The following is a 14,882-nucleotide window of genomic DNA, read 5'->3' as shown; positions in this document are numbered from 1 at the left end:
GGGTCTGATCGAGCGCGGCCGCCGCGCCGAGGACGAGGTCGTGCGCGTGGGGTCTCGGTTGGAGACCGCGAGGGTGATCGGAGTACACAGGCCGCCGTCTCTCACGAGGGATCTCTCCCTGATCGCGATCGGTCTTCTGATCGTGAGCATCATCCCGTTGGCTGCGGAGCTCGACAACCTCGCGATGCTGCGCTTCACTCTTGCACTCGGCGGGGCGGTCGCCGTGCCGTACGTCATCTCGAGGTTCGTCTATCGCGACCGTGCGATCAGCTTTCCCTGGCGCACCCATAAGCGCTGGGGTCGGCTCCAGTGGGGCTGGCTGGTGGCCGTGCTGGTGCTCGGCTGGCTCATCCTGCCCTTCTACTTCATCACCAGCGGGGTCTACCAGAACTGGCCGGTGGTCGACACCCCGGACCTCATCGCGAGGCTCTTCGTCGGCGTCGGCGCCGTCGGCATCTGGGACGAGCTGTTCTTCATCTGCGCGGTGTTCGCGCTGCTGCGACGCCACTTCCCGGACCTGGTCGCGAACCTGCTCCAAGCGATCGTCTTCGTCTCGTTCCTCTGGGAGCTCGGCTACCGGGAGTGGGGACCGCTGCTGACCATCCCGTTCGCCCTGCTGCAGGGGTACATCTTCCTCCGCACGCATTCGCTCGCCTATGTCGTCACGGTGCATCTGCTGTTCGACGCCGTGGTGTTCGCCGTGCTGGTGCACGCACACAATCCGGGACTGCTGCCGATCTTCCTCGTGTAGCCCCGATCGCGGTCAGCTTGCTCCCGACCCTTCGGAACGGGAGAATCAGCCCATGCTCATCGTCGGTCTCGTCCTCGCCGCAGCCGCCGCTGCGTTCCACGTCTTCATCTTCGCGCTCGAGTCGCTCAGGTGGACCGATACCGAGACGCGGAAGATCTTCGGCGTCGCCAGCGAGGCCGATGCGGTCACCATGAAGCAGTTGGCCTTCAACCAGGGGTTCTACAACCTCTTCCTCGCGCTGACGACCCTGCTCGGCATCGGTCTCGTGATCGTGGGAGCCGAGACGGTGGGGCTCACACTCGTCTTCGCCGGTACCGCGATGATGCTCGCCGCCGCGCTGGTGCTCGTGCTGTCCGACCGCACCAAAGTGCGCGCGGCCACGATGCAGGGAGCCCTGCCACTGCTCGCGGTGGTCGCCACGGCGATCGGCGTCGCGATCAGCTGATGCTCGAGGGGTGACATCCGCGCCGTCAGCGACCACACTCGTTGCATGGCCGACTGGGTGCTGCACGTGGACATGGATCAGTTCATCGCCGCGGTCGAGGTGTTGCGCAGGCCCGAGCTCGCCGGCCTCCCGGTGATCGTCGGTGGTCGGGGAGACCCCACCGAGCGCGCCGTCGTGTCGACCGCCTCGTATGAGGCGCGCGCCTTCGGAATCGGTTCGGGCATGCCTCTGAAGATCGCCGCACGCAAGGCACCCGATGACGCGGTCTTCCTCCCCGTCGACCACGAGGCCTATGCTCTGGCTTCCGGTGAGGTGATGGCCGCGCTCCGGGCGCTGCCGGATGTGGTGCTCGAGATCGTGGGGTGGGACGAGTGCTTTCTCGGCGTGACCACGGACGATCCGGAGACGATGGCGAGGTCCGCGCAGGCCGCGGTGCTCGATGCGACCGAGCTGCACTGCTCGGTGGGGATCGGCGACAACAAGGTGCGGGCGAAGATCGCGACCGGATTCGGCAAGCCCCGCGGCATATTCCGCCTCACAGCGGACAACTGGTTCGAGATCATGGGAGACAGGCCAACGCGCGAGCTGTGGGGTGTCGGGCCGAAGGTGCAGAGGAGACTGGCCGCTCACGGCATCCTGACCGTGCGCGAGCTGGCCGATGCGGACGAGCAGGCTCTGGTGGCGGAGTTCGGACCGCGGATGGGCGTCTGGTATCACGGCTTGGGATCCGGAATCGGTCCGCGTAGCGTCGACGACACCCCATGGGTCGCTCGTAGCCACAGTCGCGAGATGACCTACCAGCAGAACCTGACGACACCGGATCAGGTCGAGACGGCGATCAGAGAACTCGCCGCCCAGGCTTTCCAGGACTGCGCCGCCGAAGGGCGACCCGTCGTGCGTGTGTACCTCAAGGTGCGGTACGCCCCGTTCGAGACCAGAACGATCGGTCGCAAGCTTCCGGGGCCGACCACGGATCGCCAGGAATTCGTCGCGGCCGCGGCAGCACTCGGCGCGACGCTCGATCCCGAGCGCGAGGTTCGCCTGCTGGGCGTGCGCGCGGAGATGACCATGCCGGACGGCGCCGACGATGCGGAGCGCACTCCGGTGCGTGGCAGGATCTGACCTCCGTCCCGCACGCCCCCAAAAGCGCGGGGTTCGATCAGTCCCGGACGACGGCGGCGACGGCGCTCACCTCGATCAGCGCACCGGGCACCCCGAGCCCTGCCACCAGCGCAGCCGTGACGAGGGGCGGGGCGCCTTCCCTGGCGAGCCTCGAGGCGACCGCTCCATAGGCTGCGCGCAGATCCGCTTCCTGATGGATCAGCACGGTCCAGCTGATCACGTCGTCGAGTCCGGCACCGACCGACTCGAGAGCGATCCTGGCGTTCTCCACCGCGCGCAGCGACTGCTCGCCGGCATCGGAGGAGACGACGGCCCCCGTGGTGTCGACGCCGTTCTGGCCGCCGATGTAGATCGTCGTCGCTCCAGGCGGAACGACCGCCACGTGGCTGAATGCCGGACTCGCGACGAGCCCTTCAGGCTGAGTGAGTGTGATGTTCATGCGCACACTCTGCCTTGGGGTACCGACATCGGAGAGCTCCTCGGAGGCGCACGCGCTCAGAAGCGGAGGAGCACCTTGCCGACGCGCCCTGCGGTGTCGCTCGCCTGCACGGCCGCGCTGATGTCGGCAGCGTCGAAGATGCCGGCGACGGGAAGGGTGAGGCTGCCGTCGGCGAGACGCTGGAAGAGCTCGCCGAACAGAGCGGTGCGCGTATCGGCATCCAGACGGGGGATCACCTTGCTGCCCCAGAAGCCCTTCACCGTGGCCTGCTTGAAGATCACATCGGAGGACGCGATCTCCATGATGGGCGAGTCCATCGCGCCGAAGGCGACCAGGGTTGCTCCCTCGGCGAGCAACGAGAGCACCTGGCCCGCAGAAGCGCCGCCGACCGAGTCGACACCGGCGACGACGGGGGCACCGCCGGTGAGGGCTTCCACCTGTGCCTTCCAATCGGCCTGATCGGTGGCGACGATCCGGTCGATGCCCTGCTCGTGGAGTTCCGTGATGCCCGCCGTCCGACGCACGAGGCCGACCACGTTCACACCACGTGCGGAGGCGAGCTGCGCGAGCATGCGCCCGACGGCGCCGTTCGCGGCGTTCTGGACGATCCAGTCGCCCTCCTTCACCGCGAGGAAATCGAGCAGGGTGATCGCGCTGAACGGCATCGACACGAGCTGGGCGGCCGTCTCGTCGGGAAGCCCGTCCGGGATGGGGATGAGCCCCGCGGCGTTCGTCACGATGTACTCGGCCCATGCGCCGAAGGTCCCTCCAGTGGCGACGCGCTGGCCGACGGCGAGGTTCTCGACGCCGGCGCCGAGCGCATCCACCACGCCCAACGCCTCTGTGCCCGACGCCGCAGGGAGTTCGGGAGTGAAGCCGTAAGTGCCGCGCACCGTCCAGAGATCGTGATTGTGGATGGGGGAGAGGACCACTCGCAGGCGGACCTGTCCCTCGCCGGGCTCCGGAACGGGCCGGTCCTCGACGCGGAGGACCTCCTTCGGCTCGCCGAACGTGGGGTGGATGAGTGCGCGCATGGCGGCTCCGTTCTGTCGGGGGTGAGGTCAGCGGGCGTCGCCCGGGCGGGCGCTGCCGAGGTCGATGGTCGCCTGCTGGAGGCGATCGGTGATGTCGTGCAACTCGGCGATGAGAGCTCTGCGATGGTCGTCGTCGTGGAGTCCCGAGATCGCGGTGATCCTGGAATGGATCGGCGCGACCTCGGAGCGAAGCTCGCGCCCCTTTTCAGTGAGCGTCACGATCACGACGCGCTCATCCTCGCGACTGCGCGATCGCGCCACGAGTCCTGCCTGCTCGAGTCGCCGGACGAGCGGGGAGAGCGTGCCGGAATCCAGGCGCATCACCTCGCCGAGCGAGCCGATCGTCTGCTCGCCGTCGAGCCAGAGCGCGGCGAGCACCAGGTATTGCGGGTACGTCAGTCCCCACGGCGCGAGCAGTGCCCGATATGCCTGCGTGGTGGCGCGAGCCGCGGAGTAGAGGGAGAAGCACACCATCTCATCGGTCACCGGCATGGATGAATCATTGCATGCAATTCGATTGTGCACAACTTGAATGACGGAGAACAGGGCGTGCCCGCGGTGCGCGGACACGCCCTGTGTCGGTCCTAACGGAGGACCTTGGCCTTGATCGTGTTGTACTCCTCGGCCGTGATGGTCCCGGAGTCCAGCAATGCCTTCGCCTTCGCGATCTCCTCACTCGGACTCGTGCCGGCGACCTGCTGGATATAGGCATCTGCCGCGCTGCGGGCGCTCGCGGCCTCCGCATTGCTCCGCTCTGCCATGCCCGATCCCCGTGCGATCAGGTACACGAGCACCGTGAGGAACGGAACGAAGATCAGGAAGATGATCCACACCGCCTTCCACCAGCCGTTGAGCTTCCGGTCACGGAACAGATCGGCGACGATGGCGAACAGGGCGAACAGGTAGGAGATGAAGACGAACGCCAGCAGGAACCACCAGATGATGTCCCAGAACGATCCCCAAAAACTCATGACTACTCCTTCAAAAGATGTTCCGCGCGAAGTCGGCGGCTCGTCGGACGTTACCGGTGCGCAGGGCCGGCGGCACTGTCCGCGGCGGGAGTTCACCAGGGTGAGCCGCGCGTGGGACTCTCTTCCCCGTGTTCCTCGCGGTGTCCGCCGCAGTACGCTTCTGACGACCCGACGACGGAGAGGCCGATGACCGTGACGAGACGACCCCCGTGGCTGCTCGGCACCGTTGTGGGCTACCGACGATCCTGGATCCTTCGCGACGTGATCGCGGGGCTCTCGGCCGGTGCCGTCGTGATCCCACAGGCGATGGCCTATGCGACGATCGCGAACCTGCCCGTGCAGGTGGGCCTCTACACCTGCATCCTGCCGATGCTCGTGTACGCGTTCCTCGGGGGGAGCAGGGCGATGAGCGTCTCGACGACGTCGACCATCGCCACGCTGACGGCGACGACCCTGGTCACGGCGGGCGTGGCGGCCGGGGCCGAGGACGCGATGGGTTCGTTGATGATGCTGACCCTGCTGGTCGGCGCGATCCTGCTGATCGCCCGGCTCTGCCGGCTCGGCTCGCTCGTGGAGAACATCAGTGGCGCCACGGTCCTCGGCCTGAAGATCGGTGTCGGTGCGACGGTCGCGGTCGGACAGCTGCCGAAGCTGCTGGGCGAGAGCGACGACTTCTCCGGTCATGGATTCCTCGCATCGCTCGGCGCGGTGGCGCAGGCCTTCGGAAGTGCGAACGGGCCCACGATCGCCCTCTCCGCAGGCTCCATCGCGGTGATCCTCGTGCTCAAGCGCTTCGCTCCGAAGGTTCCGGGCACGCTGGTCGTCGTGGTCGGAGGGATCCTCCTGGTCGGGCTGGCCGGAATCGATCGGCTCGGCGTCGACCTGATCGCTCCGGTGCCCAGCGGCCTGCCCGTTCCAGGAATCCCGGACTTCGGACAGACGGTGGCGCTGGTTCCCGGCGCGCTCGCGATCGCCGTGATGGCTTTCCTCGAATCCGCAGCCGTCGCCCGAAGCCTTCGCGTCGCCACCGAGCCTCAGATCGACAGCGACCAGGAGCTGTTCGCGACAGGCGCGGCGAACACGGTCGGGGCCTTCTTCGGAACGATGCCGGCGGCCGGAGGGTTCTCGCAGAGCGCGGTCAATCAGAGCGCGGGCGCGCGCTCGCAGGTGGCGACCCTCGTGACGGTGGTCCTCGCCGTCCTCGTCGCCCTCTTCCTCGGCCCGGTGCTCAGTCTGCTGCCGGAGGCGACGTTGGCCGCGATGGTGTTCGTCGCGGTGGCGGGGCTCATCAACATCCCGGAACTCGTGCGCTGGGCACGCATCAGTCGCGTCGACTTCTGGATCGCGTCGTCCGTCGCCGTGCTCGGTCTCACCGCGGGGCTGCTCCCCGCCGTGGCCGTCGGCGTCGTCGTGACGCTGATCCTGGTGCTGCGCGAGGTCAACATCCCGAAGGCGACGATCGTGGGTGCTGACGGCGGGGTGCTGGGTATCCGCCTGGACCGCGGTCTCTACACTGCGAACGCCCTGGCGAACGAGCGGATGCTCCTCGAGACCGTGGCGGCCCAGGGGGCTCCGGTCCGCGCGCTCGTGCTCGGGTTGACGCAGCAGGAGGTGATGACGATCACCGTGCTCGACGCGCTGGAGGATCTCGACCGCGAGCTCTCGCAGCTCGGGGTCGTGCTGCACCTGGCTGCGGTGCCGGCATCGGCCAAGGTCGTGGCGGAGCGCACACCGTGGTTCGCAGGCCTCGAATCGGCGGGGCGCGTCCACGGGACGTTGCGAGAAGGCATCACCGCAGCCGAATCGGCGATCGATGCGGGGATGCAGAGCCTTCACCAGGGTGAAGTGGACGACGCGCCCTGACGCACCGACGGCCTCCTCCCTAGGCTGGCTCCACAGGTGGGAGCGGCGGGCAGCCCCACGAGAGGGGGCGGTCGTGTCGAGCGACGAGCGGGCGGTTGCGGGGCCGAGGTGGACAGGATGGACGACCGCGCAGGGCTGAGTTGGCGGTGGTCTCGGTTCGGCCTCGGCATGCTCTTCGCCGTGCCCGCCATCGTGGTCGCCCCGTTCGATCTGTCGCTGGCGGTCGCCTTCGGGATCGGGGTCGTGCCCGCGGCGGCTTTCGGCATGCCGCCGCAACGGCGCAGTCGAGCGATCATCCCGGTCGTCGGGGTGCTCAGTGCCATGGCACTGCTGCTCGGGTCCGTGCTGGCGGCTTCGCCCGTCATCGCCGTCGTCGGGGTGTTCGTGCTCGCGGTCCTGGCGAGCGTCAACGCGACGCGCGGACGCGGGGGTCAGCTCCTGCTGGTCCTGGCGCTGCCGATGACCGGTATCGGGCTGAGCTTCACCTGGTCGCCGGTCACCCTCGGTTTCGCGGCGTGCATCGTGGTCGGTTCGATCTATGCGTGGATCCTCATGCTGCTCTGGCCGGAACGCGACGAAGCGCCCCATCCGCCGCCGCCGGTGCCGCGCGGTCGCGCCATGCTGGTCTACGGAATCCTTCTCGGCGCGGGTGCGGCCACTGCCGCGGCGCTGGGCTTCCTGTGGGACCTCGAGCATGTCGGCTGGGCGACCGGTGCGGTGCTCCTGGTGATGAGGCCGGTGCGGGGGCAGCTCATCGCGCGCAGCATCGGGCGTGCGGTGTCCGTTCTGATCGGCGCACTGGCGGCGGCGGTCGTGGCGGTGCTCGACCCGGCGGACGTGGTCGTGGGGATCGTGGTGGGACTGGTCATCGGGTCGGCGTGCGCGATTCAGGAGAGCCGTTGGTACGTCGTGCCCGGATTCACCACGTTCCTCGCTCTGACGCTCATCATGTCGACGTCCCCGGAGCCCCCGGCGGAGCGGTTCGTCGAGCGCGCCGTGGAAACGCTGATCGGGGTCGGACTCGCTCTCTTCTTCGGAGCCGTGGTGCCCTCGATCGTCTCGCTGCTCGCGAGGGTTCGGCGTCGTTCCTCCGCGTGATTCCACGCTAGACGAAAGTTCCTTGAGCCCGTGTTCTCTGGGGTGGGATACTTCGAGTGGGAGAGGGTCGAGTATCGTCTAACATGTTACGGGGGGGTTCCGATGGCATCAGATGAAGAGGACCCGCAATCGTCGCGGGCTTTCGCAGCCTCGACGGTCGCGGGGGATATCGCGCGGCCTCGACTGCTGGCGCGTCTCACCGCCGCGATGGATGAACCCTGGACGTTGACCGTGCTCTCTGCGCCGGCCGGATCCGGGAAGACGCGACTGCTCGTCCACTGGGCTCACGCACTGGACGCCCATGGCGACACCGCGGTGGTGTGGTGGGCTCTGCAGCGTGGCGACATGGATCTCGAACCGTTGCGGAGCGCACTGGCAGACGTCGATGACGAACGGCTCCGCGAGAGCCTGGCGCGGGTCGCCGGCAGCTGGTCGGTGGAGACCGCACGCGCGCTGGCGCGCTCCCTCCGCGGCGCGGGGCGGCGTATCGTCGTCATCATCGACGACGTCCACCTCGTCGAGGACGATCGGCTCGCCGAGATGCTGACTTCTTTCGTGAACGCCGTTCCCGGCAACGGGCACGTCGTCCTCTCCGGACGGGGAACCCGCAGGATTCCGCTCGCGCGCCGACGCATCGCCGGGATCGCCCTCGAACTCGATGCGAAAGATCTCGCCTTCACGCCGGCGGAGGTGCGGTTGTTCTTCCGTGCGCGGGACGTGAGCCTCTCACAGGGGGAGATCACGTCCGTGCTGCGCAGGACCGAAGGATGGGCGACCGGGCTGCGTCTCCTCGAACTCGCCGCGCTCCACGATTCGTTCGCGACCGTGCTCCCGCTGCGCGGCGATTCTCCCACGGTGACCGACTACTTCGCCGAGGAGGTCTTCGCCGACCTCGACCACGAGCTCAGCGACTTCCTCGTGCTCACCTCGGTACCCGATTCGTTCACTCCCCGACTGGCCTCGCGGCTCATCGGTGGAGCGCCGGCCGCGGGTCTGATCGAGCAACTCATCCGCCTCAACGTTCTCATCAGTCGCAACCGCGACGAGCCGGGGTGGTATCACTATCACCCCCTGCTGCGGGAGTTCCTCTACGCCCGGTTGAAGGAGCGCGGAGATGCGGCGGTCGAGTCCCTCGAGAAGGTGACGGCGGAGTGGTTCGCCGCGGAGCAGGAGCACAGGCTCGCGCTCACTCACGCGACGCGCAGTCACGACGCGCAGTCGATGTCCCTGATCCTGCGACAGTGCGGGATGCAGCTCGTGCTCAGGGGGCACGCCTGCGAGGTGATCTCCGCGACAGCGGAGCTTCCGCATTCGGTGCTGGCCGAACCTTCCGTGCAGCTGTTGATCGCATCGGCGCGACTCGCGCGAGGAGACGCTTCCACGGCAGCTGCCCTGCTGGACTCCTCGCCGCCATGGCCGGGGGATGAGGGGTCTGCGGCCGTTCGTCAGTGGCGGAAGGGGCTGGAACTGCATATCGCCGTCCGGCGCGGGGGCCTCACCGAAACTCTCGACCGGCTGGAGCTCGCGCTCGATGAGGTGACCGGGGAGTCGCAACTGGACACCTATGTGTTCGTGCAGGCCGCCATGGCGGAGCTCTATGTCGGAGACCTCGACCGGGCAGGTCGATTCGCGCGGTTGGCGTGTGACCGCGCAATCGCCTCCGGCGCTGCAGCGGCGGAGTTGCAGGCGGCAGCCATCCTGAACACCGCTGAGTTCTTCCGCGGTCGCATGGGCGAGGTGCTCCGTTCGGGTGCGCGCCTCGATCAGCGCTGGGCCGAGCTCGGCACCCCGGATGATTCGTTCTACGAGGTCACCAGAGTGTGGCGCTATTGGGTTCCCTTCGAGAGGATGCTCGTCGGCGACGTCGACGAGACGCTGAAGGTCGCCGCCGGCATCATCGAATCGGGCGCCGAACCCTCGATCGCACGGGGTCTCCGCGGAATGATCACGCTTCTGGGAGTCGACTCCGCGATCGACGCGCATGCCGCGGCCACCGCTCTGCTCGACAACCTGGCGCCGCGCGCCGACATGCCGCTTCCGGTGCACTGGTACGCGATGATGAGCGCATTCGCCGTGCGGGCGTTCGATCGACTCGGGGAGCGCTCGCTCCGTGACCGCTTCATCGTCGAGATCGAGCGGGCGATCGGCTCGACCGGCGACGTCTTCCTGCTCAGGGCGATCGCGGCACTGCACGACCAGGACTTCGCGCGTGCCCGTCAGGCGCTCGCTCCCGTCCTGGAGGGAAGCTCGCAGTGTCTTCTGCCGGCATCGATGGTCGACGCGTGGCTGGTCGCGGCCTGCCTCGACGTGCAGTCCGGGCACCCGGACCAGGCGCAGGTGTCTCTCGCCTTCGCGCTCGCGCTGGCGGAGCCGGAGGAGCTGGTCCGGCGTTTCGCCGACGCGGGGCCGGTGGTGGCGCGTCTGCTCGCCGCACGCGCCACCCCGGGTTCCCGCGGGCGTTTCGCCGACTGCGTCCGCGAGCGCCTCGCCGCTGCGGGCATGCTGATCGACGAAGAACTCACGCGGCGCGAGCGCATCGTGCTCTCCGCGTTGAGCCGCAATGCGACGCTGCGAGAGATCGCCCAGCAGGAGTTCATCTCGCCGAACACCGTGAAGACCCACGTCCGGAACATCTATCGGAAGCTCGGCGTCTCCGACCGCGAAGGAGTGACGGCGGCCGCGCTCGCTCTCGGTATCGACTGAACCGGTGCGTCGCTCAGAGCAAGGCAGCGATCCCCTTCTCGAGCTGAAGGGCACCGATGACCAGGAGCAGCGCGGCGTTCAGGACGTGCGTGTTCCCGGCTATCCACGTCCGCACGCGATCGAGGAGCGGCTGGGCGTCGGCACCGCGGACCACCACGTACAGCACGGGCAGCGCGATGGGGAGCGTCCCGATGACGACGAAGACGACAGCGACCCACAGGCCGGAGCTCCGGTCGACGTCCGACAGCGAGATGTCGAGCGCGGCGAGGATAGCGCACGAGGCATCGACCGGATTCAGCACGAAGAGCCCGAGTCCGAGAAGCAGGGTCCGCCCGGGCCGAAAGGACTCCACGGAATGCAGCCAGCCCGGGAGCTGCGGTGATGCGGCGACGACTTCGCGCGGTGATGACGCCGCGGCCATCTGTGCGATGTGTGCGCGCCCCTTTCGGTACACCCAGACGGCAGACCCGATCAGGAACAAGCCGAGGAGGACGCGCACGATCGGGACCCACAGCGGAGGCTCACCGAGCTCGTGCACCGCGAGCAGGGGGAACAGCCAGAGGCACAGGGCCATGAGCCCGCCCAGACCGAGGAACCACCCGACCAGGTACGTGATGCCGTTCATCCGCGCATTGCGCGAGAGGAGAACGGCGACGAGCGCCATGATCGCGAGCGGGCTCAGGACCACACCGAGAGCGACCGGGACGAGCGCGAGTATCAGTTCTCCCACGTGCGTGTCCCTTCTGCGGGCCGGGCGCCCCGGCCGATCCCGGTTCTAGAAACTGCCGATTCCCTTGCCGATCATCGACACGCCGATCACCAGCAGCAGGACGGCCATGATGACGGCGTTCTCCGCCGCCAGCCACCCGCGCAGGGCGTCCAAAGGCGCGCGGAGACGGTCGGCTGCGATGAGATAGCCGACGACAGGGATCAGCACCGTCGATGAGGCGATGAGCGTGTAGATGACGACGACCACGACGGCGGACCCGACCGGAAGGGACGCGCCCCCGATGTCGGTGCCCGCGCCGGCGGCCATGATCAGGTTCTTGGGGTTCACGGCGGACAGGAGGAATCCGAGGCCGAACGCCACGGGGAAGGTGACCGTGTCGATGGCCTTCATCCACTTCGGCAGCGCCGCGTCCTCGCCGGGCTTGGGGCGCTTGCGCCATTGTCCGAAGGCGAGGAGGAAGAGCAGCAGCCCCAGGACGAGCTGCACCACACCACGGATCGGCCGTGAGGCATCAGGGTCGTCCGCCGGCAGGATCGACGACAGGAGAGTGAACACGGTGACGGCGACGACGATCCCGATCACCCACCCGAGGAGGAAGCCGACACTGGTGATGCGCGCCTTGGGCGAGAGCAGCATGAGGATCGCCGCGATGATCGGGATCGGGCTGATCGCGACCCCGAGCGCGAGGGGGAGGATCTCTCCGATGACGGTTCCCATCAGTGACCTTTCTCTGGAGTCGACCCCGTCGTCGACGGAGCCAGATTCGTGATCGCTTCGCGGTTGGTGGCGTAGACGTCTTCCGCCTCGAGGAGTCCGAGCTCGGTCAGGCGGTGCAGTGTGTTCGGCCGCACTCGACTGAAAGCGAGGGAGACCGACTGGCCGGCGAGCCAGTGCTTGAGGGCGACGAACGATTCCGCGCCGGTCACGTCCACATCGGTGACGGCTTCCATATCGACGACGAGGTGTTGGACACGGCCGTGGCCAGCAGACGAGATGGCGTCTTTCACGGCGCTCGAGAACACGGCACCGTTGGCGAAGAACAGCGGAGCGGCCAGCCGGATGACGATCACTCCCGGTGCCGTGACGTTTCCGGCCGGAGCGTCTTCGAGCAGCGACTCGCCGGGGTCTCCGCTGGATTCGAGCACGTCGATCGCGGGATTCGACGCGCGTTTGGCGATGTTGATGAGCGCGAGCACGAACGCCACCATGATGCCCGGGATCGAGCCGATCAGAAGCGTGACGAGGAAGCAGGTCGCGCCGATGAGGAACTCGAACCGGTCCTTGCGCCACAGGTCGATGAAGTCGCGGATGCCGAGCAGCGGGATGATCGCGACGCCGACGATCGCGCCGATGGCGGGCGACGGGATGTCGGCCAGGAGTGCCGTGCCGAACAGGAGCAGCAGCAGGGTGCCCGCGGCGAGGATCAACGCGGGGAACTGCGTACGCGAACCCGCTTGATCCATCGCCGCAGTGCGGGAGGTCGACGAGCCGACGGCGAAGCTGCCCTGCGCGCCGGCGACGATGTTCGACGCGCCGAATGCGAGGAGATCCCGGTTCGCGTGGAACGGGTAGCCGTGTTTCTCGGAGTATGACCGCGACACCAGCAGGCCCTCGGCCGTCGTGACCAGGGTCAAGGCGATCGCGGACGGAATCAGCATGAGCCAGAGCGACCAGTCGATCATCGGCCACGTGAGCACGGGCGGTCCTGCCGGAACCTCGCCGAGGACGTCGACGCCCTGCTGATCGAGTCCGGTTACGACGACGACGAGCGTGGTCGCCACCAGGACGATCAGTGCCCAGGGGACGGCGCGGAGAAATCTGCGCCCCAGCAGCAGCACGGCGACGGCGCACACGGAGATCAGGACGGCCCAGCCGTTGACCGTGGTGAACCCTCCGACGAGGTCGACCAGTTTCCCGATGAAGTCCTTGCCGGAGTCGATCTTGACGCCGAGCATCTTCGCCACCTGGCTGACCATGATGTCGAGCGCCAGCCCGCCGACGAAGCCCACGAGAATCGGCTTGGAGAGGAAGTTCGCGAGGAAGCCCAGTTTGAAGATCGCGAGGAGCACGAACATGACGCCGCAGATGATCGCCTGGGCCAGCGCGAGAGTGGCGTAGTCGGCACTGCCGGCGGCGGCGAGGCCGCCGATCGAGGACGCGACGAGCGCGGCGGCTGCCGCGTCCGGTGACGCGACCAGCTGTCGGGAGGAGACGATCAGCGCGTACACGATGGTCGGAACGATCAGGGCGTAGAGGCCGGCGGTGGGCGGGAGGCCGGCGATCTGGGCGTAGCCGATGTTCAACGGGATCGCGATGGCGAGCAGGGTGACCCCGGCGGTGAGCTCCGTGACGAAGTTGCGCCTGGTCAATCCCGCGAGTGGACGTTGCACATCGCCTCCATCCGCCGGCGCCCCCGTCGAGCGCTCCCGCCTCCACGATCCCACCGGGAACGTTCTCGGGACCACGTCTCGACGGCAACCTCACCCCTGGTGATTTACGGGGGAGGTGCGGGCACAGCGAGGTCGTGCGGGCGCAGCAGTGGGGAAGAGGCAGGTGCGGAGACGTCAGCGGCGACGAGGCGCACGACGTCGGCGACGTCGTCGCGCTGGCTCGACCGGCTCCGGCTCCGGCGCCGCGGGAACCGCGGTGCGGTCTCCGGAGAGCCAGCGCAGCCAGGTCGCTTCGGGATCGCCCTCGAAGACGAGCGTCCGCGCCAGCAGGGTGAGCGGGATCGACAGGATCGCCCCGAGGGGACCGATGATGAAGGTCCAGAAGATCACCGAGAAGAAGCTGAGCGTCAGACTGAGATCGACCGCATCGCTGACGAACTTCGGCTGGACGAGCACCTGGAGGACCACGTTGACGATGCAGTAGACCGCGACCACTCCGAGCAGCAGCGGCCAGCCACCGACGACGAACGCCAGGATCGCCGGAGGGACGAGGCCGAGGACGAAGCCGATGTTCGGGATGAAGTTCGTCACGAACGCCAGGATCGCCCAGACGACCGGAGCCGGAACGCCCATCCACCACAGCGCGAGACCGTCGATGATCGCGACGATCGCGCCGAAGCTCGCGTTGACGATGTAGTAACGGCGCACGCCGGTGTTGAGACGCGAGATCCGTGCGATCACCGCGCCCTTGGTCGCGCCGAAGATCGCGGGCGCCTGGCGGTAACGCGCGGCATCCACCGCCATGAAGATGATGTAGGCGCACACGAAGAACAGGGCCGTCGCGACGCTGACCACGGTTCCCCCTATGCTCCGTGCGAGCCCGAGCAGCGTGGTGGGGTCGAGGACCGAGGCTGCGGCGTCCGAGGCCTCCTCGTCCAGGCCGAGGGACTGCAGCCACGCCACGAGGTCGTCGACGGTCGTTGCCAGACCGCCTTCCGACACCAGGTCGCCGATCAGACGGGCGAACTGCGTACCTGCGAGCCAGAGCAAGGCTCCCATGATCAGGAGGATCAGATACGCGACTGCGATGACCGCGGTCGTGCTCGCCCACTGCGGCCAACCGCGTCGATCGAGAGGGCGACGGAGGGGCTCGCAGATGACCACGATCACGATCGCCAGCGCGATGGGCCCGAAGAGGTCACGGGCGAAGTAGACGCCGGCCAGAGCCACCGCGCTGGCCGCGAGCATGAGCAGCACCCGCAGACTGGGGGAGAGCATCCGGTCGGGGGCGCGCTCCGGCGCAGGCGAGGTGGTCACGCGGACAGCGTAGTCGACG

14 protein-coding genes are annotated in these 14,882 nt (G+C 68.0%); 6 read left to right on the top strand and 8 right to left on the bottom strand.

Features of this window, described 5'->3' with window-relative positions; genetic code table 11:
* The 3 genes from L687_RS22515 to L687_RS22505 form a co-directional block, all read left to right on the top strand.
* A partial coding sequence (locus L687_RS22515; RefSeq protein WP_021198040.1) for a CPBP family intramembrane glutamic endopeptidase occupies positions 1–751 on the top strand: 751 nt, incomplete at its 5' end.
* Between the two features lie 52 nt (positions 752–803).
* On the top strand, positions 804–1,196 hold the full coding sequence (locus L687_RS22510; protein WP_021198039.1) for a DUF1304 domain-containing protein: 393 nt from the start codon (positions 804–806) through the stop codon (positions 1,194–1,196).
* Positions 1,197–1,241: 45 nt separating this feature from the next.
* On the top strand, positions 1,242–2,318 hold the full coding sequence (locus L687_RS22505; RefSeq protein ID WP_021198038.1) for a DNA polymerase IV: 1,077 nt from the start codon (positions 1,242–1,244) through the stop codon (positions 2,316–2,318).
* Positions 2,319–2,355: 37 nt separating this feature from the next.
* Here the strand turns inward: L687_RS22505 and L687_RS22500 are convergent, their stop codons facing one another.
* The 4 genes from L687_RS22500 to L687_RS22485 all read right to left on the bottom strand — a co-directional run bounded on the left by L687_RS22500 (position 2,356) and on the right by L687_RS22485 (position 4,762).
* Positions 2,356–2,757, bottom strand: coding sequence for a RidA family protein (locus tag L687_RS22500; protein ID WP_029258462.1), 402 nt, complete (start codon positions 2,755–2,757; stop codon positions 2,356–2,358).
* A gap of 56 nt (positions 2,758–2,813) precedes the next feature.
* Positions 2,814–3,791 carry a zinc-binding dehydrogenase gene (locus L687_RS22495; protein ID WP_021198036.1) on the bottom strand — a complete coding sequence of 326 codons (978 nt, stop codon included), beginning with the start codon at positions 3,789–3,791 and terminating at the stop codon, positions 2,814–2,816.
* Positions 3,792–3,818: 27 nt separating this feature from the next.
* Positions 3,819–4,283 carry a MarR family winged helix-turn-helix transcriptional regulator gene (locus tag L687_RS22490; protein WP_021198035.1) on the bottom strand — a complete coding sequence of 155 codons (465 nt, stop codon included), beginning with the start codon at positions 4,281–4,283 and terminating at the stop codon, positions 3,819–3,821.
* Between the two features lie 92 nt (positions 4,284–4,375).
* Positions 4,376–4,762 carry an SHOCT domain-containing protein gene (locus L687_RS22485; RefSeq protein WP_021198034.1) on the bottom strand — a complete coding sequence of 129 codons (387 nt, stop codon included), beginning with the start codon at positions 4,760–4,762 and terminating at the stop codon, positions 4,376–4,378.
* Positions 4,763–4,948: 186 nt separating this feature from the next.
* On the opposite strand from L687_RS22485, the gene L687_RS22480 reads away from it, so the two are divergent.
* The 3 genes from L687_RS22480 to L687_RS22470 all read left to right on the top strand — a co-directional run bounded on the left by L687_RS22480 (position 4,949) and on the right by L687_RS22470 (position 10,426).
* Positions 4,949–6,625, top strand: a complete 1,677-nt coding sequence (locus tag L687_RS22480; RefSeq protein ID WP_021198033.1) for a SulP family inorganic anion transporter — start codon at positions 4,949–4,951, stop codon at positions 6,623–6,625.
* Positions 6,626–6,742: 117 nt separating this feature from the next.
* Positions 6,743–7,723, top strand: coding sequence for an FUSC family protein (locus L687_RS22475; RefSeq protein ID WP_021198032.1), 981 nt, complete (start codon positions 6,743–6,745; stop codon positions 7,721–7,723).
* A 102-nt stretch (positions 7,724–7,825) separates the two neighbouring features.
* Positions 7,826–10,426, top strand: a complete 2,601-nt coding sequence (locus L687_RS22470; RefSeq protein ID WP_021198031.1) for a LuxR C-terminal-related transcriptional regulator — start codon at positions 7,826–7,828, stop codon at positions 10,424–10,426.
* A 13-nt stretch (positions 10,427–10,439) separates the two neighbouring features.
* On the opposite strand, the gene L687_RS22465 is transcribed toward L687_RS22470, so the two are convergent.
* The 4 genes from L687_RS22465 to L687_RS22455 form a co-directional block, all read right to left on the bottom strand.
* Positions 10,440–11,156, bottom strand: a complete 717-nt coding sequence (locus L687_RS22465; protein WP_021198030.1) for a GAP family protein — start codon at positions 11,154–11,156, stop codon at positions 10,440–10,442.
* 45 nt (positions 11,157–11,201) lie between these two features.
* Positions 11,202–11,873: a GAP family protein gene (locus L687_RS22460; RefSeq protein WP_021198029.1), complete on the bottom strand. Its 672-nt coding sequence runs from the start codon at positions 11,871–11,873 to the stop codon at positions 11,202–11,204.
* A complete protein-coding gene (locus L687_RS0120560; RefSeq protein WP_235045201.1) occupies positions 11,873–13,525 on the bottom strand; it encodes a SulP family inorganic anion transporter in 1,653 nt (550 codons plus the stop codon). The genes L687_RS22460 and L687_RS0120560 overlap by 1 nt, the downstream gene beginning before the upstream one ends.
* A gap of 195 nt (positions 13,526–13,720) precedes the next feature.
* Complete coding sequence (locus tag L687_RS22455; RefSeq protein WP_235045200.1) at positions 13,721–14,863, bottom strand: AI-2E family transporter; 1,143 nt, start codon at positions 14,861–14,863, stop codon at positions 13,721–13,723.
* Between the last annotated feature and the right edge of the window lie 19 nt (positions 14,864–14,882).

It is taken from the genome of Microbacterium maritypicum MF109, assembly GCF_000455825.1.
In the GTDB taxonomy this organism is placed as follows: Bacteria; Actinomycetota; Actinomycetes; order Actinomycetales; family Microbacteriaceae; genus Microbacterium; species Microbacterium maritypicum_A.
This window is presented reverse-complemented; position numbering and strand designations above follow the sequence as displayed.

Coding starts and splice junctions, on each gene's coding strand:
- L687_RS22510 (WP_021198039.1), top strand. CDS start 804: ATGCTCATCGTCGGTCTCGTCCTCGCCGCAGCCGCCGCTGCGTTCCAC.
- L687_RS22505 (WP_021198038.1), top strand. CDS start 1,242: ATGGCCGACTGGGTGCTGCACGTGGACATGGATCAGTTCATCGCCGCG.
- L687_RS22500 (WP_029258462.1), bottom strand. CDS start 2,757: ATGAACATCACACTCACTCAGCCTGAAGGGCTCGTCGCGAGTCCGGCA.
- L687_RS22495 (WP_021198036.1), bottom strand. CDS start 3,791: ATGCGCGCACTCATCCACCCCACGTTCGGCGAGCCGAAGGAGGTCCTC.
- L687_RS22490 (WP_021198035.1), bottom strand. CDS start 4,283: ATGCCGGTGACCGATGAGATGGTGTGCTTCTCCCTCTACTCCGCGGCT.
- L687_RS22485 (WP_021198034.1), bottom strand. CDS start 4,762: ATGAGTTTTTGGGGATCGTTCTGGGACATCATCTGGTGGTTCCTGCTG.
- L687_RS22480 (WP_021198033.1), top strand. CDS start 4,949: ATGACCGTGACGAGACGACCCCCGTGGCTGCTCGGCACCGTTGTGGGC.
- L687_RS22475 (WP_021198032.1), top strand. CDS start 6,743: ATGGACGACCGCGCAGGGCTGAGTTGGCGGTGGTCTCGGTTCGGCCTC.
- L687_RS22470 (WP_021198031.1), top strand. CDS start 7,826: ATGGCATCAGATGAAGAGGACCCGCAATCGTCGCGGGCTTTCGCAGCC.
- L687_RS22460 (WP_021198029.1), bottom strand. CDS start 11,873: ATGGGAACCGTCATCGGAGAGATCCTCCCCCTCGCGCTCGGGGTCGCG.